This window comes from Leptospira perolatii (assembly GCF_002811875.1).
Lineage (GTDB): Bacteria > Spirochaetota > Leptospiria > Leptospirales > Leptospiraceae > Leptospira_B > Leptospira_B perolatii.
Genome location: NZ_NPDZ01000003.1, coordinates 333,397 through 352,179, shown reverse-complemented (window position 1 = coordinate 352,179; position 18,783 = coordinate 333,397). Strand labels below are relative to the sequence as shown.

The 18,783-nt window shown below is 42.7% G+C and carries 18 protein-coding genes; 8 read left to right on the top strand and 10 right to left on the bottom strand.

Features of this window, described 5'->3' with window-relative positions:
* Positions 1-296: 296 nt before the first annotated feature.
* A complete protein-coding gene (locus tag CH373_RS07810; protein WP_100712815.1) occupies positions 297-1,334 on the bottom strand; it encodes a tyrosine-type recombinase/integrase in 1,038 nt (345 codons plus the stop codon).
* A 545-nt stretch (positions 1,335-1,879) separates the two neighbouring features.
* On the opposite strand from CH373_RS07810, the gene CH373_RS07800 reads away from it, so the two are divergent.
* Together CH373_RS07800 and CH373_RS18880 are read left to right on the top strand one after the other, a co-directional pair.
* Positions 1,880-3,493, top strand: a complete 1,614-nt coding sequence (locus CH373_RS07800) for a phytoene desaturase family protein (RefSeq protein WP_100712814.1) — start codon at positions 1,880-1,882, stop codon at positions 3,491-3,493.
* Positions 3,494-3,576: 83 nt separating this feature from the next.
* Positions 3,577-6,126: a histidine kinase N-terminal 7TM domain-containing protein gene (locus tag CH373_RS18880; RefSeq protein WP_100712813.1), complete on the top strand. Its 2,550-nt coding sequence runs from the start codon at positions 3,577-3,579 to the stop codon at positions 6,124-6,126.
* 61 nt (positions 6,127-6,187) lie between these two features.
* Here the strand turns inward: CH373_RS18880 and CH373_RS07790 are convergent, their stop codons facing one another.
* From CH373_RS07790 to efp, 4 genes are all read right to left on the bottom strand, one after another.
* Complete coding sequence (locus tag CH373_RS07790; protein ID WP_100712812.1) at positions 6,188-6,877, bottom strand: SDR family oxidoreductase; 690 nt, start codon at positions 6,875-6,877, stop codon at positions 6,188-6,190.
* A gap of 1 nt (position 6,878) precedes the next feature.
* A complete protein-coding gene (mtnB, locus tag CH373_RS07785; protein ID WP_100712811.1) occupies positions 6,879-7,541 on the bottom strand; it encodes a methylthioribulose 1-phosphate dehydratase in 663 nt (220 codons plus the stop codon).
* Positions 7,542-8,075 carry a 1,2-dihydroxy-3-keto-5-methylthiopentene dioxygenase gene (locus CH373_RS07780; RefSeq protein ID WP_100712810.1) on the bottom strand — a complete coding sequence of 178 codons (534 nt, stop codon included), beginning with the start codon at positions 8,073-8,075 and terminating at the stop codon, positions 7,542-7,544.
* An 85-nt stretch (positions 8,076-8,160) separates the two neighbouring features.
* Complete coding sequence (gene efp / locus CH373_RS07775; protein WP_100712809.1) at positions 8,161-8,727, bottom strand: elongation factor P; 567 nt, start codon at positions 8,725-8,727, stop codon at positions 8,161-8,163.
* 256 nt (positions 8,728-8,983) lie between these two features.
* On the opposite strand from efp, the gene CH373_RS07770 reads away from it, so the two are divergent.
* From CH373_RS07770 to CH373_RS07750, 5 genes are all read left to right on the top strand, one after another.
* The gene (locus CH373_RS07770; protein WP_100712808.1) at positions 8,984-9,886 is read left to right on the top strand and encodes a phosphate ABC transporter substrate-binding protein; all 903 of its coding nucleotides are present in this window, start codon (positions 8,984-8,986) and stop codon (positions 9,884-9,886) included.
* Positions 9,887-9,940: 54 nt separating this feature from the next.
* Positions 9,941-11,059, top strand: a complete 1,119-nt coding sequence (locus tag CH373_RS07765) for a KamA family radical SAM protein (protein ID WP_100712807.1) — start codon at positions 9,941-9,943, stop codon at positions 11,057-11,059.
* Positions 11,043-11,573, top strand: coding sequence for a hypothetical protein (locus CH373_RS07760; RefSeq protein WP_100712806.1), 531 nt, complete (start codon positions 11,043-11,045; stop codon positions 11,571-11,573). The genes CH373_RS07765 and CH373_RS07760 overlap by 17 nt, the downstream gene beginning before the upstream one ends.
* Positions 11,574-11,696: 123 nt before the next feature.
* Positions 11,697-11,903 (top strand): hypothetical protein, encoded by a 207-nt coding sequence (locus tag CH373_RS07755; RefSeq protein WP_100712805.1) that lies wholly within the window; start codon positions 11,697-11,699, stop codon positions 11,901-11,903.
* Between the two features lie 9 nt (positions 11,904-11,912).
* Positions 11,913-12,668 (top strand): hypothetical protein, encoded by a 756-nt coding sequence (locus CH373_RS07750; RefSeq protein ID WP_100712804.1) that lies wholly within the window; start codon positions 11,913-11,915, stop codon positions 12,666-12,668.
* Positions 12,669-12,688: 20 nt separating this feature from the next.
* On the opposite strand, the gene CH373_RS07745 is transcribed toward CH373_RS07750, so the two are convergent.
* Complete coding sequence (locus CH373_RS07745) at positions 12,689-14,272, bottom strand: phytoene desaturase family protein (RefSeq protein ID WP_100712803.1); 1,584 nt, start codon at positions 14,270-14,272, stop codon at positions 12,689-12,691.
* Positions 14,273-14,362: 90 nt separating this feature from the next.
* Between CH373_RS07745 and CH373_RS07740 the strand changes: the two genes are divergently transcribed.
* On the top strand, positions 14,363-14,983 hold the full coding sequence (locus CH373_RS07740) for a TetR/AcrR family transcriptional regulator (protein WP_100712802.1): 621 nt from the start codon (positions 14,363-14,365) through the stop codon (positions 14,981-14,983).
* A 113-nt stretch (positions 14,984-15,096) separates the two neighbouring features.
* On the opposite strand, the gene CH373_RS07735 is transcribed toward CH373_RS07740, so the two are convergent.
* From CH373_RS07735 to CH373_RS07720, 4 genes are read right to left on the bottom strand one after another with little or no spacing between them, the layout of a single operon-like run.
* Positions 15,097-16,134: an SAM-dependent methyltransferase gene (locus tag CH373_RS07735; protein ID WP_100712801.1), complete on the bottom strand. Its 1,038-nt coding sequence runs from the start codon at positions 16,132-16,134 to the stop codon at positions 15,097-15,099.
* 12 nt (positions 16,135-16,146) lie between these two features.
* Positions 16,147-16,941, bottom strand: coding sequence for a DUF1295 domain-containing protein (locus CH373_RS07730; RefSeq protein WP_100712800.1), 795 nt, complete (start codon positions 16,939-16,941; stop codon positions 16,147-16,149).
* Between the two features lie 29 nt (positions 16,942-16,970).
* The gene (locus CH373_RS07725) at positions 16,971-17,465 is read right to left on the bottom strand and encodes a DUF2062 domain-containing protein (protein ID WP_100712799.1); all 495 of its coding nucleotides are present in this window, start codon (positions 17,463-17,465) and stop codon (positions 16,971-16,973) included.
* Positions 17,466-17,495: 30 nt separating this feature from the next.
* Positions 17,496-18,782, bottom strand: a complete 1,287-nt coding sequence (locus CH373_RS07720) for an SAM-dependent methyltransferase (RefSeq protein WP_100712798.1) — start codon at positions 18,780-18,782, stop codon at positions 17,496-17,498.
* Position 18,783 lies beyond the last annotated feature (1 nt).

Here is an 18,783-nt window from a genome sequence, read left to right as displayed (position 1 = left end):
TCTTGATCCTTCATGAAAGTTTGGAGCAATTGATCCTATTGTCTTCATAGTTAATTAATTCCGATGGCGTATAACTCGCTATATCCGATCTGGCTTGTAAGCAAAACACATCCTTACGATTGCCGAAGATACAACTAATTCCACATCCATCGTAGAATTGTCGAACTTGCGTATAACCACCCCGCTTCCCCCGGATCGACGAAGTTGCGTGTAAACCCACCGCCACCCTACCCACTTCCCAGCCCGCGCTCCACTAGATGCCTCAGCAATACCATGCCAATCCTCGAGCGGATGAATCAAAAATCCAGCGGACTTTTTACGAGAGCTAACGTCGGGTCTGTAATACGTGCATAGATTTCCGTGGTTCGAACAGAGGCATGGCCCAGTAAATTTTGGATGAGCTTAATGGAGGTGCCGGATTCCAGTAAGTGGATCGCAAACGCATGGCGAAGATCATGAATTGAAACGCTTTTTTTGATTTTAGCTCTTACTTTAGAAATTTCGAATACTTTTTCAGCAGTCCGAACCGACAGATGAGATCCTGGAATTTGCCCGGGAAAAATCCACCGATCTGGACCAGAGAGATCAATTGCATTTGTCAAGAGACTTTTGCAAAAAGAAGGAAGGATCGTAAATCTATCTTTCATCCCTTTGCCTCTTCTTACACGAACAGAACGGCGTTCCCAATCGATATCAGATCCCTTCAAGTTCACTAGTTCTCCGACTCTCAATCCGGTTCCATAGCAAATCGATAAAAGAAGTTTATGCTTTGGATTAATCGTCACATCAATCATCGCTCTAACTTCCTTCCGTGACAAAGCTTGCGGAATCCGTTTTTCTTTCTTAGGCGAAGAGTAACGTTTTAGAAAATCCTTATTTAGTACGGAATTATAATAAAATTTAAACGCTTGTAAGATGGAGCGAATCGTTACGGATGAAACTCTTTTTTCGTGCAAAAAACCATCTAGGTAGGAACTCAAGTCTGATTCTGTAATACGATACGGATGCAAATTTAATTTTCGAAGGAAAATCAAATTGTGATAAAAGTAAGACCTCTCCGTTTTCCTGCTATAGTTTCTTCGGTAGAGCTCGGTTTTTAAAGGAATCAGTAAAAATTCCGGTTCAGCTTCAATATAAGACCCGTAACGGCTAATAAACTCCGAAAATACCGATTCGGAATAAGGAATCATCCAAACCTTTTTCTGCGAATCCCATCTAGCGAAGGCGAATCTTCTTACTTCCTTTACGATTCTTGCATCATAAGGAAACCGCACAATGGCGAACAAGCGACCTGCGATCCATTTTTTATGGATATGAATGGTAGGGAAATCCATAGGCAATCCCTAGGATGACCCCGTCAAATGAATAGATCATTTTTAGAAACGGGAACCAACACACAGCTCCGCCCCATCAGTCCCAAAAGCAAAAAAAGAAGCACCAGACCGTATTCTAGTCAAGGGTGATTTGGCAAAATCTAAGCATTTTAGGCAATTTGAAGAGAATAGACGGAATTTTAGAGACATTTTACGGCGTATTTGGAGTTTTCTTAGGGTTTGGTACAAAAAGCTTCGAGTAAAAGGAAGAGGAACTTAGGTGAGAAATCCCTATTTCCGGACGGGATTTCAGAATTTTATAGCACGTTCTGTTTGGATGAGAAGAGCCAGAAGCCGCTGTCGAAGTTACGACAAAAATCATTCAGAATTCCACTGGCAATTCCTGTGAGAACCATCATATTAATTCCCTGATTTAATATCTTCTTTCTAAGATCGGAAATATTTGTAGAAAATTTCGGATCTGCCGCATGGGAAGCCAACTGCGAGCACTGCCGGCTTTGACTCGTTGGAAAGAATTTATTTCCACTTTTATTTAGGAGATAGAGATGGAGAATCGGGAATACGACGTTGTGATCATCGGCTCTGGAATGGGCGCCTTAACTCTCGGCTCTCTTCTTGCTCAATTCGCAGAAAAGAAAGTGTTACTCTTGGAGCAACATTTCAAAGCGGGCGGATTCACTCACGTGTTCAAGAGAGAAGGAAAGTTTCTTTGGGATGTGGGAATTCACTATGTGGGAGATATGCACCCTGACTCCATGCTTCGCAAGCTTTTTGATCTTGTTACGAATGGCAAAGTTGACTGGGCAGAAATGCCTAAGGTATTCGAAAAATTTGTATATCCGAATCTTTCCTTTGGAGTCAAGAACGAGCCGGAAGAATACGAAAGAGATCTCGAAAATCTTTTTCCTCAGGAAAAGGAAGCGATTCGTCGTTATTTTCAAGACGTAAAGAAAGTCGCGTCTTGGCACGGACGCCATATGATGCTCAAGGCACTGCCCCCTTTTATGGATAAATTCGGAGCAGCTATCGATTTGCTCGGCTCTTCTTCCGCTTTAAGCACTACGAAAGAATACTTGGATGCGAACTTTCAGGATGAGAAGCTAAAAGCTTTGTTATGCTCTCAGTGGGGAGACTACGGACTTCCTCCTTCTAAAAGTTCTTTTGCGATTCACGCTCTGATTGTGGCTCACTATTTGCGCGGTGGTTTTTATCCTGTTGGAGGATCAGGACATATCGCGCAAGCAGTTCAAGATATTCTAAAGCAGCACGGCGGGAAGATCGCACTCTTTAGAGAAGTGCAAGAAATTATTATGGAAGGCAACAAGGCAGTCGGAGTGAAAGTCTTAAATCGAAGAAAATCAGAAGAAGAAGGCAGGCCCGTCGAAGAAACTTATTTTGCTCCGGCCATCGCCTCGAATGCAGGTGCATATAATACTTTTCTTAAGTTGTTGCCTGCTTCTGCAAAGATTCCTTTTCGAAAAGAACTCCAGGATTTCGCAGAACAAAATCCTCTTACTACGAATGTCACTTTGTATTTGGGACTCAAAGACGATCCTAGAAAGCTTGGCTTCTTTGGAGAAAACCATTGGATCTATTCTTCTTTTGATCATGATAAGAACTTTGAAGAAGGACACAAGTGGACCGAAGGCTCTGCGATTCCAGGTGTCTATCTCTCCTTTCCTTCTCTGAAGGACCCTCAGGCTCATGCTCCTACTGCCGAAATCATCGCATTTTGTGATTACAAGTTTTTTGAACCTTGGAAGAACCAACCTTGGAAAGAAAGGGACTCCGAATACAAGGCGAAAAAGCAAACTCTGATCGATCGACTTTTGAATTATGTAGAAGAACGTTATCCTGGCTTTAAAAAGATCGTTGAGTATACTGAGCTCTCCACTCCGATCACAACGGAACACTTTACTCTTCACCAGAACGGTACGATTTACGGATTGCCTTGTGTTCCAGACAGATTCAGAGAATCAAAAGCACCTTGGTTTTCTCCTACCACTCCGATCGAAAACTTATATCTAACAGGTGCAGATGCTGCTTCCCCTGGAGTCAGCGGTGCAATGATGGGAGGAGTTTCTGCGTTTGCAAGAATTTCTGGCGGAATCACTTTGTTGCAACTATTCAAGAAAGCAGGCGCTAGAAAGGTAGGATAACCCGTTGGATCTCCTACTTAGGCGCTAAGTTTCCGCTGGTTTTTTGCTTTGAATCGTCACCAACTTACTTGATAATCGTGTGAGTGCAAGATTCTCTCTTTTCGAATGATTGGTTCCGTTGGACTCCGTATGCACTTTTACCAATCATAAGCTTTATCCTTTCCAGCTTGAACACCTTTATAGGATTTCGCAATCGCCATTCTAGTGCAGCGAAGGAGTTCTTAGTTTTCAGCTTCGGGATGCAACTCTATAGCTTCGGCTACTTCTGGGAAATGGTTTCCCTGAAGGATGAAACTATTATTTTCTGGGATAATTTTCAGTTTATAGGACCGGATCTTTTCCTAGCCACACTTCCTCTATTTTGCTTGAAAGCCGCAAACCTCGCACATTTGGTCAGGCCGATCACAATTATCCTTTCTTGCGTCATTCCTTTGGCGACCGAAATCACGGTTTGGTTCGGCGATCCTCTCTGGATTCGAACTTCGCATCGCTTCGACACCACAGCGCCTTGGAAGGCCTTGATTTATCAATATGGTCCGATGATGAATCTATTTACCTGGAATTACCTTCTTGTATTTGCTGTAGGAGTTCTGATTCTACTCGTCGGTGCAATCCGCCAAAAAGGATATTTCAGAGTTCAGTCTTTTCTTTTTCTATTCGGCTTATTCATTCCATTCATAGGCGCAATCTTAACAGTCTACGGGCTAGTTCCGTTCATTCATCCTAAATTGGATATATTTCCTTTGAGTGCCACCCTCGCCTGCCTGGTATGGATGTACGGGTTGTTCTATTTTAGGCTTTTAGATATTATCCCGATCGCAAGGGATTATGTTTTTGAGTACATGCGAGATATTGTATTCGTAATAGATAAGGATAATCTTATATTAGATTGCAATCAATCTGCACTTAGATTATTACAGATTCCTAAACTTCAACATAGAAAAAAAGTAAATTACTACTTTCCTGATCTTCAAAGCATCGTCCAATCTATCATTACAAAAAATGAATCTTCGGAAGACTGGAAATACGCCTACGGAAATTCGGAAGATACTTTCAACGTTTCCGTTTCTGCCATTGGAGAAGCAGGATCTCCCTTCCGCTTGCTCACGCTAAGGAACGTGACAGATCGTGTATTGCTCGAAAAAAAGACCTCGGAGGAAAGAGATGTACTCCAAAGTATTTTAAATTCCACGAGTGTTCTATTTCTGGTCTTGGACGCAAAAGGGAAAATTTTACATTTCAACAAAGCATGCGAGTCTGTTTCCGGTTATTCCTTTTCGGAATTGAAGGGAAGACCTTTCTGGGAAACTGTACTTTTCCCCGAAGATGTTGATAGAGTAAAAAGAGTGTTTCGGGATCGGTTTTCTCACAAGCGATTTCCTTTTAGAACCTATCTCAAATTCCGAAGCAAACTCGGTCAGGCAAAGTTTACGACTTGGGATCATACAGAAATCCGGGACGAGCACGGAAATTTGGACTACGTAATCTCTACTGGAGCTGACAGCACAGGCTTGGAAGAAGCCGCAGTCAGAATCACTACATTACAAAGAGTGAATAAAGAAATTCTCGCGAAAAATACGATCATCGAGTCCCAAAAAAGAGAGCTGGAAGAAACTCTCGACAACCTGAAAAAGACCCAGGCTCAGATGATCCAACAATCCAAACTCGCGGATCTGGGCCAGTTGGCAGCGGGAATCGCTCACGAAATCAACAATCCGATCGGAGCGATCCAAGCCGCAGGTCATAATATTCAATCCCAACTTGTGAGAATGAGAAAAAACCTGAGAGCGCTACTTCCCTTATTATCCAGATTAAACGACTCTCAATGGAATATGTTCCAGGAATTGGTCGAAAAAGGAACCACTTCCAGAGAAATCTTCATCGGCCTCGAAAGACGAAAAGTCTTAGGAATGATTAAGGAGGAAATGAGCTCTTTGCAAATTCCTGCACACGAAGAAATGTCCGAGTATTTTGTGGACTACGGAATTGCCTCGGATTGGAAAAAGTTTCTTCCGTTATTAAGAGACGATCAGGCAAGATCCCTGCTTCCATTTTTCTTCGACTTGATCGGTCCCGAACAGAATGTGAATACAATCCGGACTGCTGTCGACCGCTCTGCAAAAATCATCTATGCACTCAGAAGTTTTGCGCATTACGATTCCTCTCCTTATCCTCAAAAACGACCTGTCTCTCTCAAAGAAAATATAGAAACAGTTCTGACACTCTATCAGAATTTATTTAAGCATGGAGTGGAAGTGAATGTATCTTTCGAAAAAATTTCTAGCTTTATGGGCTATCCGGACGATCTAATGCATCTCTGGACGAATTTAATCACCAACGCTGTGCAAGCAATGAGCCACAAGGGGAACTTGGAGATTAGCGCTCAGGAAATAAATGACGAAATTCGAATCTCCTTTACTGATAACGGTCCCGGAATTCCGGAAGATGTGCAGAGCAAGGTCTTTGAGATTTTCTTTACTACAAAACCTCAGGGGGAAGGTTCCGGCCTAGGTTTGGATATCGCAAGGAGAATTGCAGAAAAACACGGAGGCAGAATTTGGTTCGAGTCCATGCCCGGAAGGACAGTATTCGTGGTCTCACTTCCGATTGATTTAACACCTACCGTTAACTGACTTGTTCACCCGCGTAAAAATCGAGCCGAATGCGGGCACAGCTTGAGTAATCATTTTTGAATTACAGAATTCCTTTTGGTGGGTAAAAAAGAACTTCGTCCAAATTAAAACTGGAAGGCATGTAAAGTAGCTCCGATAAAAAATGCGCCGCGTCAGAAGCTGGGATCATATCCTCTTTGTTAAAGCCAGCCCTTCCTGCCCAGATATCGGTGTCGATCGCGCCGGCGTATACGACCGAAACTCTGATTCCTTGTGGCTTCAATTCCTCTCTCAAAGATTTTGCGAAACCTGCAATTCCGTGTTTAGATGCAGAATACGCAGTGGATTCGGGAAATCCTTGTTTGCCGGCAGTAGAAGACAAGTAACAAAGCAAGGTCCCAGTGGCGCATAACGGTAGTAGCTCCTTCGTGATTAAAAAAGCAGAAGTCAAGTTCAAGGCGATATGTCGGTCCCAATCCTCCAACTTTAGATTTTCCACCGAGCCGAATAATCCGTCCCCGAAAGTAAAATAGATCGCGTCCAAACGATCCCATTTCGACTTCAATGTATTACAAAAATGGAATACTTTTTGACGATCGAGCAAATCGCAATAATAATTCGCCCCTGCTTCCAGGTCAGAGTGCCGCTCCCAGCGTATCCCTTTTCTGGAAAAGCCTATCACTTCCGCTTCGGAAATAGAATTAAACTTATCTAATAAAGCTTTGCCGATTCCGGTTCCAGCACCTGCGACCAGAATCCTTCGTGATTCCATATTAATTTTCGCTCTTGTGAAGAGCGCCAAGTGCAGAAAGAGTCCAGACTTTCAGAAGAAAATCCGCGGCTTCCAAATGCCTGTTTGCTTGGACCAGATCTTTCCCCCAAACCGTGATCCCATGTTTCTCTATGATACACAGAGCAGCTCTAGGCTTGTGCTCTTGCAGATAACTTTGCAGTTGATCGGAGATTTGTTGCACCACAGGAAAGTTATAAATCGCGGGAACCTTTACTTCCGGATTCTCGTCCCAAATCCCGAATGCCTTTACGATTTCGATGGATGGAAGAGTCCAGTCCGTAACTGGATCCTCGTGGCTCAGACCGAAATGCAGAAGATTAGATTCAGGCGTGTGAACGTGCAAAACGCAGCCCGCGGTGGAATCCGCAAGATAGACCGCTCTATGAATGGAAGTTTCCGCGGAAGGCTTGAGTCCTTTTTTGTTCTTTTCAGTCTGAGAAATTGTTCCGGTCTTTAGATCGATTTTTAGAAAGTCGTTCGGTTCTAACTGATTCTTGTCCAGACCGCTTCCGCTCACCCAAAATGAGTTTGGATCAGAAGCATCTCGTATCGAAAGATTGCCGGCAGTACCAGGCATCCAACCGTTTGCGTGGTACCGCTTTCCTAGTTCAGCAAGACGGATTAAATCCTTCTTTCCGAACATTCACGCTAGCGCGGTGGTTTCTTCCACGTAATTCGGTACCCAGCCGCTCATATCTTGGAAGTAGCGAACCGCTTTGATTCTTTTTTTATCATCTAGATAGAACCAGTGATTCGTATTTTTTGGAACTGAGATAAAGTCATGTTTTTGTACGTGTACTAAAAACTTTTCTCCTCCTACGGAGAATCCAAATACTCCGGAACCATCCACGATGTATCTTACTTCTGCGTCTGTATGATAATGGACTCTATCGAACTTTGCGAGCATTTCCGAAAGCCCGGGCACTGCGGGATGCAAAACGATCAGATCTCTGGATTGGTATCCGTCGCTTTCTTTGAGGGCCTCGAAGCGATTGTCGAGTTGCTTGAGCAGAGATTCCTTTTCTTCGTCAGTTAAAGTTTCTTTATCCGTCAATGCAGAAGCTGGATCAGGCACATGCCAATGATCGTATTCAACGCCTCTCTGTTTTAGAAAAGCTTTAACTTCCGCATAATTTTTAATTTCCGGCATGCCGGGTTTTTGCACGATTGTAGCCATCGGTGTTCACCTCTTTGATCTGGTACCCTTAAACTGTTTTGGAAAAGGACTTGCTTGTGGTTATCTCAGATGATTCCAGAAACTCCTACTTGTTTACTCTTTCCACATAAGTGAGATCTCTTAGATCGATCTTAATGACATCACCTTGTTTTACAAAAATTGGAACCTGAATTTCTCCGCCGGTTTCCACAGTGACGCGTTTTTTTGCGGTACCTGAAGTATCTCCTTTGAGCCCTTCTTCGGCATATGTTACCTGTAGAACTGCAAAGTTAGGCGGAGTAACCCCGATCGGCTTTCCTTCATAAAAAGAAACTTCCATGGCTGTTTCTTCCTTCAGGAACGGTAGGATATCCTCCAGATATTCCTTCGAAACAGGAATCTGTTCGAAATCCTGGGTATCCATAAAAATGATATCGTCTCCCTCAGTATAGCAGATCGTCATGTTCCGTTTTTCCAAGTCTACGGATTCCAAAGTTTCCGCTGCTTTGAATGTTCTTTCGATCGAACTACTTCTCGTGAGATTCTTGAGTTTGGTGCGAATAAATGCGGAACCTTTTCCCGGGTTCACAAATTCGCTCTTAATAACCGAGTAAAGTTCTCCTTCTACCTTGAGAACCATTCCTTTTTTAACTTCAGTAATACCTAAATTCATCTACTAACCTAATAAAAATCCGCTCCTTCTATATCGAAACCAAAAGGCCAGGTGTCAAGGAAAAAGAACCAGCATGGCAAAGGTAGAACACCCACTCAAAAGCGAATTTGTCTCAAAGAAATTTATCTTCGATTTAAAGAATCCACCCTTCCCATTTAAAATTAATATTTGAGGATGAAAATCGGATCGACTTTTAGGTAGGGGATTAGAGGATCCAAGGACTAAAGAACTTCGACTCTAGGAGCCCATCTCTCTGATGAATAAATGCCTAATTTACGGCTTAATCGCCTCCGTACTTCTGACTGCAAACTGCAAAAAAGACACTCTGACAATTACAGGTTCCGAAACCATGCATACTATGTTGGAAGTGGTTTCTCAAGGATACAACAAAGAACATTCTTCCCTTGAAATTCAGGTAATCGGAGGTGGATCCTTTGAAGGAGTTAGCAAGCTAGTCGAAGGAAAAACCGATATCGCGGCCTCCTCTAGAGCTCTAACCTCTGAAGAGACGAGAGAGCTAGAAAAGAAAGGCAGATTCGAAAACGTATTGTTAGCCTACGATGGGATCGCGCTCATTGTCCATCCTCAAAATAAGATCGCCAAGATCAGTCTGGTAGACGCTTCTAAAGTTTTCTCCGGTGCAATTACGGATTGGTCGCAAATAGGAGGAACTCCTGGGCCCATCCAAGTGGTGATTCGAAATGATAAAAGCGGAACCGCGGCTTATTTCGATACCCATGTATTGAAACAAAAGGATATCGGAGAAAAAGAATTCAAAGCGAACAAAAACGTTCAATTCACCTTCGCTGCGCAAATCGTTTCGAATAACGATGAAATGGCGAATGCAATCCAAAAGAATCCGAATGCGATCGGCTTTATGGGAATGGGAAGTGCGCAAATCGAGAATAAATCGAAAGTAAAAGCACTGGCTTATTCCAAGACAGGAAAAGACCCATTTATAGAACCGAGCATTAATAATGTGTACAATCGAAGCTACAAACTTTCCAGAGGATTGTATCTTTTCTATCTTTCGGACCGTGGAAAGAAAATAGACGAGTTCATTAGCTTTGCAACCGGAGAAGAGGGTCAGGTTCTAGTATTAAAGAGCGGTTACTTAAGAGCCACTCTTCCTACAGTAGAAGTACAAGCACCAAAGTAGGAGTCGGCTAAAACTGAGATTGACTCTGGCGCCCCGCTCGTAGGATCAAGAAGTATGACTGGGTTGAGGCTTACTACCAAGAAAGACCCGAAGAAACTCGGGTCTGACCAAGACTGGCTGAACTGGAAATGGCAGATTCAACATAGAATCCTAGGAGCCGAGCAGCTTTCTGAATTTATTTCTCTCACGGAACCCGAGTTTAGATCTTTCTCCGAATGCGAAGACCTGTTCTCTTTTTCCACGACTCCTTACTATTTAAGTCTAGCAGATCGAGAGAATCACCACTGTCCGATTCGACTGCAATTCGTGCCACAAATAGAGGAACTACATTCGAACCCAAGGGACCGAGTCGATCCTTTGGAAGAAGAATCCCATATGCCAGTAAAAGGAGTCACCCACCGGTATCCAGATCGCGCGCTTTGGTACTTGTCCCATGTCTGTGCCGTCTATTGCAGGTTCTGCACAAGAAAACGCAAAGTATCACAATCTTTTAATACTCCTGGGATGGCCGACTGGGAAGAAGCTCTACTCTATTTTAGAAACCATCCTGAGATCAAGGAGGTGATTCTTTCCGGAGGAGATCCTCTAAATTTATCCGATTCCAAGTTGGACTTCCTACTCACCGAACTCAAATCCATACCGCATATCAATCAAGTCAGGATACACACTCGATATCCGGTGACATTGCCGATGAGGATCACTTCCGAATTGTGCGCGGTGTTAAAAAAGCACTTCCCTATTTTTCTAGTGACTCATTTCAATCACTCGAAGGAACTTACCGCCTTGGCTAAAGAAAGAATCTCTTTGTTAGTAAAAGAAGGCGCGGTTTCTGTACTCAACCAAAGTGTATTACTGAAGGGAGTCAACGATTCGGTGGAAGCACTGAGCGATCTGTTCTATAGTTTGACCAATGCAGGCATCAAGCCCTACTATCTCCACCAATGCGACGAGGTGTTCGGCTCTTCGCACTTTAGAGTACCGATTTCAGAAGGTGTCCGTTTGATGAAAGCTCTCAGGGGCAGGATCAGCGGCTTGAGCATGCCTTTGTACGTTGTAGACTTGACCGGAGGAGGAGGAAAGGTTCCTTTACCTACCGATTACCTCGAAGAAGCCACACAAAATTCCTATGTATTCAAGAATTTTAATGGGGATTTGTATGAAATCGGCATATAAAGTATTTTTGTTCTTCATAATATTCGGATGCAAGAGTTCCCAGCAGAATAACCAAGCTGTAATTCCCGAAAATCCATCCATGCTCAGACTGAACTATGATGTGGTCTATCTGACAAAGGGAAACGCAGTCCTCCTAGACTCGGGTCGGATTTTTGCCAGAGGTTTATATTACGACTGTAAGGTTTCGGACACCCAATCCAGCTTTGAAAGATTTCGAGCTTCTTCCTATACCGAAGACAACCAAAACGACTTCGATCATTTGGTTTCGATCGAGGAGCAATCCAAGCTACTCTCTCGAGAATACCAATATTTTCCTATGCCGGCAGATTCTAGAGCCACCGTATTTTCGGGGTGCAAGGGGAATACAGAACAGTGTTATATTCGCTGGGAATGGCAAAGGGAGAATTTTATCTTCGTATTCGAGACCAAACTGGAAAGTCGCAAAGGTCATAGTACAAAAGAATTAGGCCGAGAATTTCACGAATTTGTAAGCCGAGGAATTAAGGCTTTCTAAAAAAAATTCCCGCGATTCCCTGCGTTTCAGATTGGCTCGGTTCTTTGCGTTATTTCTTGACCGTTTGCGTACGGGGCACTACCCTATCCCGCACGGGGAAACTGACCCTGGAGATGGATCGCAATGTGGTTGAAATTGGGGGATACCGAAGTCATAAACTTGGACTATATCTCCTCCATAAAAAAGAATACGGCCTCGAACTCAATCGAGATCATTTATCACGATTTTAACCACATTAAATCCTTACCCTTCCAAGATGCGGAAGATAGGGATCGCGCCTATCAAGCAATTCTGGAAAACTTATCTAGGATGAGATTGTTCTTCGAATAAGAGAATCGTATGGAAAGAATTAAGGAAAGCCTCTCCACAGTATCTTCTCTAAAGCCTTTTGAGCTGATCTTTTACGGCTCAAGGCAAAGAGGAGATTTCAATGATAGTTCAGACTTTAATTTCTTTCTTTTAGCCGATCCTTCGGACCAGTTGAAAAGTAATTTTATCCGGGAAATCAACCAAGCACTCGAGCCTTTGCAAGCCCAAGGTCCAGTGAACTTGATTTCCGGAGATTGGGATAGCTTCCGCCAAAGAATGAGAAGTTTTGACCCTGCTGCAGTTCAGATTTGCGAAATCGGCGAACCATATTTCGGCTCCGAGTATTTTCCGATCATCAAGGAAGAGTGGGATAAATACAAATTAGAGACTCCAGACTCCGCCGCAGCAGTAAAGTATCTGAGAAAAAGATATCGTTTCTTTAAAGGAATTGTACCTCGAAATACTAAAGAGGATGTTCTACGAATGGAAAGGCTTTTAGCCTTATACCTTCAAAACTGGATGTTCCGATATATTGACGATTTGAGTATCCCAGAAATCGTAAACTCTGATATCCCTTCTAGAATCGGACCTATGTTCCGCGCACTCTACTCGAAAGAGCTAAAAGGGAACATCGCGGAACTTTTGGAATTATATGAAGAAATCTTAAAGTTAAAATGGGAACTCAGAATTCCAAATTCCCCTTTCTCCTCAGAAAGATTTCATCAAATCAAAGAAACTCTCAGATTCGATGATAAAGAAGTCCGGATCCTGAAACTGAACTATTAGAGCCATAAGCGCGCAAAGAGTTAGTTCCTCAGTTCTTTTAACAATCTGTTATCGCCGACGATCGCGGTCGCAGTAGCCAATCCTGCCATCATTGCTCCCGCAATTCCCGGAGAGCCTGCATCTGCTCCCGTCAGGAATAACCCTTGGATCGGAGTGCGCACATCAAACCAAGGCGACTTCTCTTTTTGGTAGCGCTCAGGAACACAGGCGAGCCCATAGATCGCTCCGTCCGGATGAGAAGTAAAGTGCTCGTTTGTGATCGGAGTAGATAACTCAGCATATTCGACTATGTTTCTGAATCCCGGAAATCTAGATTCGAGTGTAGAAAGCATACGCTCCGTAATCTGGTCCTTTAAGGTTTTATAATCTTCTCCCCTTTTCTTCCAAGGGTGTTCTTTCCACTCCGCGAAATTTTCGTAGTCGGTAAAAGAGATTACGTCCGCAGTATGATTTTTGGCTTCCGGATTTTTCAAACTAGGAAACGAAATGTACAGATTCGGTATATCTCCCGATTCCTTGATCCAATTGTTTCTTCCCGAAAAATTTTGATCATGGTCCGAAGAAGAGAAAATCCAATAGTTTTCTCCTTTGAAACCGAACTTTGCGGGACTCTCTTTCAAACCCAAATAAAGGCAGATGCTCGTAGTCATCCTTTCTCTTTCATAGAAATTTTTGAGAGCCTGTCGGAAAGGAATCGGATACGAATCCGGAATCAATTTCAGATAAGTTAAATAAGCTCCTGCGCAGGAAACGATAGCTGGAGCAAAAAAATCACGCTCCAGCATTTCGCCTCTGAGTCCTTTGGTTCTAACACCGATTGCTTTTCCGTCTTTAATTAGAATTTCCTTAACTTCCGTAGAGGATAGTACGTCTCCTCCGTTTTCTTTGATGATCGATTCGACCGAATCGAAAATTTTACCTGCTCCACCGACTGGATAATATCCACCGTTTACATAATGCTGCACCAAAGAAGCGTGCATCGCAAATGCAACTTTCGAAGGAGGAAGTCCGTGATCTCCCCATTGCGCCGCGAGAATTCCCTTCAACCTTTCATCCTTAAAACTTGCGTCCAAATAATCCTTTAAGGTAACGAGAGATTTATCTTCTAATAAATTCGTAAACGAATCCAGAGGCGGTGGAGTTTGCTTGAGCATAAGAGACTTTCCGAATAGAGCGGAAGCCTTTCGAATATCTTTCATGTATTTTTCGATCGCATCTTTCTCTTCCGGGAATCGGGCGATCAGGTCTGCCTGGAACTTAGTTGGATCGCCATAGATGTCGAAGTTTCCAGAAGGAAACATCAATCTTTCAAAAGGCTCCGGCATACGATTCCATTTCAAATTTTTACGGGTGATCTTATCGGAGAGTATCCTGCACAATCCGCCTTCTTGCATATCGCCGACATAATGGATTCCTACATCCCAATGGAACTTGCCTTGCTTTCTCTGGAACTCGTGAGTAAACCCACCCGGTGTAAAATGCTTTTCTAGAATAAGAACCTTTTTGTCGGCAAATTGACGCAATAAGCTCGCAGTCGTAAGACTACCCATTCCGGATCCTATAAAAATTACGTCGTATTGATTTTGCGATTCCTTATTTTCCATTGACAGTCTCCGCTATTCAACCTAATGTTAACATCGATCACATTGGTCGCGATTAATGTGATCATCGTAAACATTGTAATAACTGTCAACATGAAAAATCGTTTAGATAAAGTTTCTTATCACCACGGGGACTTAAAAAAAGCGCTTTTGGACGCTTCCTTGCAGATCCTAAAAGATGAAGGATACAAGGGAATCAGCCTCAGAAAGGTAGCGAATTTAGCCGGGGTCAGCCAATCCGCGCCGTATAGGCACTATCCGGATTTGGAATCCTTATATGCCGATATCGCCGAAGAGGGATTCAGAATGCTCGCGGATCGACAAAGGAGTCTTCAGGCGAAGTACGCCAAGAATCCGCTTCTGCTCTTCCGGGAATCCGGTGTTTCTTATGTGGAGTTCGCTTTGGAATTTCCAGATTTATTCAGGGTTATGTACGGAAACCAAATCGAAAGCCATTTGAACTACGAATCTTTAGTCAGGACCGAAGATGAGTCTTTTCAAATCATTGTAGAGATTATCCAGTCTTGTAAGGACGCAGGGATCATCAAAACCGACGATGTCAGATTATCTGCGATGTCTGCTTGGACGATGGTGCATGGAATCGCCGTACTGCTGTCTGGAAAACAGGTGATGTTTCGATCCGTCGATTTAAAGAAAGCGAGAAAGATTACGAAGGATCTGATCCACTATCTATATAATGGAATGAAGTCGTAATCCTGAAGGTAGATTACTAAAATCTAATTCAAGTTTGCTTCGACTCTAAATTCTGCTTTAAGGCTAAACCCGTATTCCAAGAGAGCTGCGACAGATAGGATAAGCGAATTCGACTAAGGCTTACTTTTGCGGAATAGATAGTGCGAAATGATCCATTCTTCTCCTTGATTGAACTTCCAAAGTTCGGCGCAGGCCATAAAGAATACTTTCCAATAGACGAACCACTTTTTCTTTTGATCCTCTCCATAGGTCCGAGCAAAGATCTCGAGTATCTTTGACTTGTTTGCATGAAAATTAGAAAGCCATGCTTCGGACGTTCTCGCATAATTCATCCCGTTGATGATCCACTGGTTTTCTAATAGTAAATCTTTTTGAAAATACAGCAGTAACTGATGAGAAGGCATTTGGCCTCCGAAAAAGAAATGCTGTGCCATCCAGTCTGTCTCATCCTCGACTTCGAAAGAATACGCGTATTTGTGATGAGTAAAAACATGTGCAAAAAAAAGACCTTTAGGCTTTAGCATTCCAGAAAGCTTCTCGAACAAGGCTTCATAATTTCTCATATGTTCGAGCATTTCCACGGATAGAATCCGATCGAATTTTAGATTGGACCGAAAAGTATTCACATCCGCTGTGATCGATTGAACGTTTTTGAGTTTCCTTTTCTTTACTTCGGAGTCTATGAACTGTTTTTGGCTCTTGGAATTAGAAACTGCAGTGATTTTACACTTCGGATAATGTTCCGCGATAAATAAAGTCAAGGACCCCCAGCCGCATCCTAGATCCAATACGGTCATTCCGTCTTCGAGTCTTGCACGATCACAGTAAAGCTGAAGCATCAGTCTTTCCGATTCGTCCAATCCTATCTTCGGATCTGGCCAATATCCTGAACTATACTTCATATACTTTCCCATCACGAGCTGAAAGAATTCTGCGGGAACTTCGTAGTGTTGTTCGTTTGCATCAATTGTATGAGTAGCGATCGGTGAGTTTTTCAAAAAACGAATGTACTCGATCAGATGCTTTTGATTCTCTTCTAAGGAGCCTTTGTTTTCATGACGAAGACGCATTTTCAATAAACTGCGAATTTTCCAGCGAATCCATTCATCTGGAAAAATGTCCTTTTCCAGCAAAGTATAGAGTAAATTCATCTTAGGCCAACCTTATGATTTTCTGCGTGGAAGAGGCACAAAGGAGCTAGTTCGCCTTCTATATTCTTCATAAGCTTTCCCTTTGGATTTCAGTTGTCCGAGTTCGTTTAACGGAATTCCAGAGATCTTGGTCAAAAGAATCAACATCAATAGAGGTGATAAAAGTCCGATCCAACCCCAAGGAGAAGCAAGCGAGAATATTCCGAACGAGATCCATATCACCCACTCAAAAAAATAGTTTGGATGCCTACTGTATCTCCACCAGCCGATATCGCAAACTTTCCCTTTATTATCCCCATCTAATTTAAATTCTGCTAATTGAAAATCGGCAACCGATTCCCCTAATAATCCTACAAAGAAGATCGCCAAGGAAATAATCTCCAAGGTCAAAAAATTCACATCCGGATTCAAAGCCGGAAAAAGAAAAGGTACACTCAGAATGACAGCCAAAGCACCTTGGAACTGAAATACATTCGTGAAGAATTTCCGATCAACCTTTTCCCCGTACTCGTTTCTGAAAGCTGCGTACCTTGAATCTTCATGGCCCGTCAGCACTCTAGTAGTAAAAATAAAATAGGAAAGTCGCCATCCCCAAAGACAGGCCATGAATGCAAAAACTCCTTTTCGCACCGAGAATCCATCACCGAGGATGAAATAGATTATGACGGCAGTGGAAATACTCAGGCCCCAACCTACATCCACAATCGAGTAGTTGTGGATCAATTTACCTATAAGCCAGAGAATCGTCATAAGAGAAAATACGACGACGTAAGCTACAAAAAGCAAAAACAGTGCTTTTTCGTACATGCAAATTCCTTAATTTTTCAATTTTGAAATTATTTCTTTTTGACCTTTAGCATTTTGTCGATTTTGCGAACCGCGGGCAAGATCGCAATATACGAAACTATCCCCAAAATCGGAACTAAGCTCCCCCAGCCTAACACTGCGTACATCGCCGAAACCGAAAGTCCTTGCCAAAGAAGCGAAGGATCTCCTTCTACAAAACGGTAGGCCCATTCTAGATTCAATTCAGCTCCAGTGATGCTTGCACCCAGCTGTAGAAACGGAATCAAAAGTAATACCTGGAACGGGTAGACTGCGTAATTCGCGAGTTGGATAGATATTGGATTCAATCGAAGAAGAAAACCTAACAATGCTGTCAAAGCCATTGTCGTGCCTATCAGCGGAAAAACTCCGATGGCCGCGCCCAAGGTCAAACTCAAAGCGATTTTTTCCGGAGCAGTTCCGGTTTTCAATTCCTTGAGAATTACTTCTTTAATCTTTCCAAATCTGGATTTCGAAGATTTCTCTTCCTCTAACACTTTATTCATTTGCTCGGATGTCAGGTTCAATGGAACCTCTCATTCTTTTGATAAATTTAGATTGTTGGGTCTAGTATAGACCACCTGCACAACACTAATATTCCTCATATAAAAAGCGGCAGCGCAATAGGAAAAATAATATTTCCACTTTCGAATAAAAGATTCGTCGAAACCCATAGACCGGATAGAAGCAAGATTGCTCTCGAATTTTTGCAACCAGGAGGTAAGAGTTCTGTCATAAAATCGCCCGATATCCTCTAATTCGTGCAAAAACATATCGCTGGTTCGATTGATCGCACGATTGATCCGCTCCAAGGACGGAATCAGAGAACCTGGAAAAATATGCTTCTGAATAAAATCGACCCCCTTTCTAAAGGATTCGTATCTAGAATCAGGACAGGTGATAATCTGGTGAGCCATGAGCCCGTCCTTTTTTAGGACCCGATTGCACATAGAAAAGAAGTCCTCAAAATACTGCTCACCTACTGCTTCCAGCATTTCTACTGTTACAATCTTGTCATAAACACCCTTTACTTTGCGGTAATCTTCCAATTTTACCGTAACCTTATCTTGCAATTGCAAAGACTCAATTTTCTCCAAAGCGAACTTGTATTGTTCTTCTGAAATCGTATAGGTTGTCACCTTACATCCGTATTTCGACGCCGCAAAAGTGGAAAAGCCCGCCCAGCCGGTTCCGATCTCTAAGACATGATCGGTTTCCTTTAATCTCAGTTTTTTGCAAAGGTTCTCTATCTTTGAAAGTTGTGCTTCTTCCAATGACGCATTCTTATCCGAAAAATACGCACACGAATATGTCATTGTGTGATCGAGAAACTTAGAATAGAAATCATTCCCCAAATCATAATGGACCACTATGTTTCGTCTGCTTCCCTTCAAAGAATTTTTTCGGAAAACATGCGCCATTCTACTTCCTAGATTCATCAGTGTTAAATGAAGAAAATTCTTGCTCGAGCCACTCACGGAAGGTGTTCCTTCCAGATTGAGTAAAAACCAACAGATTACGGATCGGATATCGTCCGTATCCCAATCCCCGTTTATGTAAGATTCCGCAAATCCTATATCACCTTGGAGTGCCACTTTTTTGAAAAAAGCCGGATCCTTGATTTGTATCATCGCTCGATGGAACTCAGGGTCATCTGGCAATTCAGGATTTCCTAAATAACATTGGCCTCCATTCGAAGATAGAATTCGCAAAGAGCCTCTCTTTAGATTGGATAGCACTTTGAAAAAAATATTCTTATAGAATCTATAATTTTCCCCAGAATTTACAGAGGAAAATTCCAAGCTTTCATGAGCGGTTTTCATT

Excerpts from the sequence above, each read along its gene's own strand:
- CH373_RS07810 (WP_100712815.1), bottom strand. The coding sequence starts at position 1,334 with ATGGATTTCCCTACCATTCATATCCATAAAAAATGGATCGCAGGTCGC.
- CH373_RS07800 (WP_100712814.1), top strand. The coding sequence starts at position 1,880 with ATGGAGAATCGGGAATACGACGTTGTGATCATCGGCTCTGGAATGGGC.
- CH373_RS07790 (WP_100712812.1), bottom strand. The coding sequence starts at position 6,877 with ATGGAATCACGAAGGATTCTGGTCGCAGGTGCTGGAACCGGAATCGGC.
- mtnB (WP_100712811.1), bottom strand. The coding sequence starts at position 7,541 with ATGTTCGGAAAGAAGGATTTAATCCGTCTTGCTGAACTAGGAAAGCGG.
- CH373_RS07780 (WP_100712810.1), bottom strand. The coding sequence starts at position 8,075 with ATGGCTACAATCGTGCAAAAACCCGGCATGCCGGAAATTAAAAATTAT.
- efp (WP_100712809.1), bottom strand. The coding sequence starts at position 8,727 with ATGAATTTAGGTATTACTGAAGTTAAAAAAGGAATGGTTCTCAAGGTA.
- CH373_RS07770 (WP_100712808.1), top strand. The coding sequence starts at position 8,984 with ATGAATAAATGCCTAATTTACGGCTTAATCGCCTCCGTACTTCTGACT.
- CH373_RS07765 (WP_100712807.1), top strand. The coding sequence starts at position 9,941 with ATGACTGGGTTGAGGCTTACTACCAAGAAAGACCCGAAGAAACTCGGG.
- CH373_RS07760 (WP_100712806.1), top strand. The coding sequence starts at position 11,043 with ATGAAATCGGCATATAAAGTATTTTTGTTCTTCATAATATTCGGATGC.
- CH373_RS07755 (WP_100712805.1), top strand. The coding sequence starts at position 11,697 with ATGTGGTTGAAATTGGGGGATACCGAAGTCATAAACTTGGACTATATC.
- CH373_RS07750 (WP_100712804.1), top strand. The coding sequence starts at position 11,913 with ATGGAAAGAATTAAGGAAAGCCTCTCCACAGTATCTTCTCTAAAGCCT.
- CH373_RS07745 (WP_100712803.1), bottom strand. The coding sequence starts at position 14,272 with ATGGAAAATAAGGAATCGCAAAATCAATACGACGTAATTTTTATAGGA.
- CH373_RS07740 (WP_100712802.1), top strand. The coding sequence starts at position 14,363 with ATGAAAAATCGTTTAGATAAAGTTTCTTATCACCACGGGGACTTAAAA.
- CH373_RS07735 (WP_100712801.1), bottom strand. The coding sequence starts at position 16,134 with ATGAATTTACTCTATACTTTGCTGGAAAAGGACATTTTTCCAGATGAA.
- CH373_RS07730 (WP_100712800.1), bottom strand. The coding sequence starts at position 16,941 with ATGTACGAAAAAGCACTGTTTTTGCTTTTTGTAGCTTACGTCGTCGTA.
- CH373_RS07725 (WP_100712799.1), bottom strand. The coding sequence starts at position 17,465 with ATGAATAAAGTGTTAGAGGAAGAGAAATCTTCGAAATCCAGATTTGGA.
- CH373_RS07720 (WP_100712798.1), bottom strand. The coding sequence starts at position 18,782 with ATGAAAACCGCTCATGAAAGCTTGGAATTTTCCTCTGTAAATTCTGGG.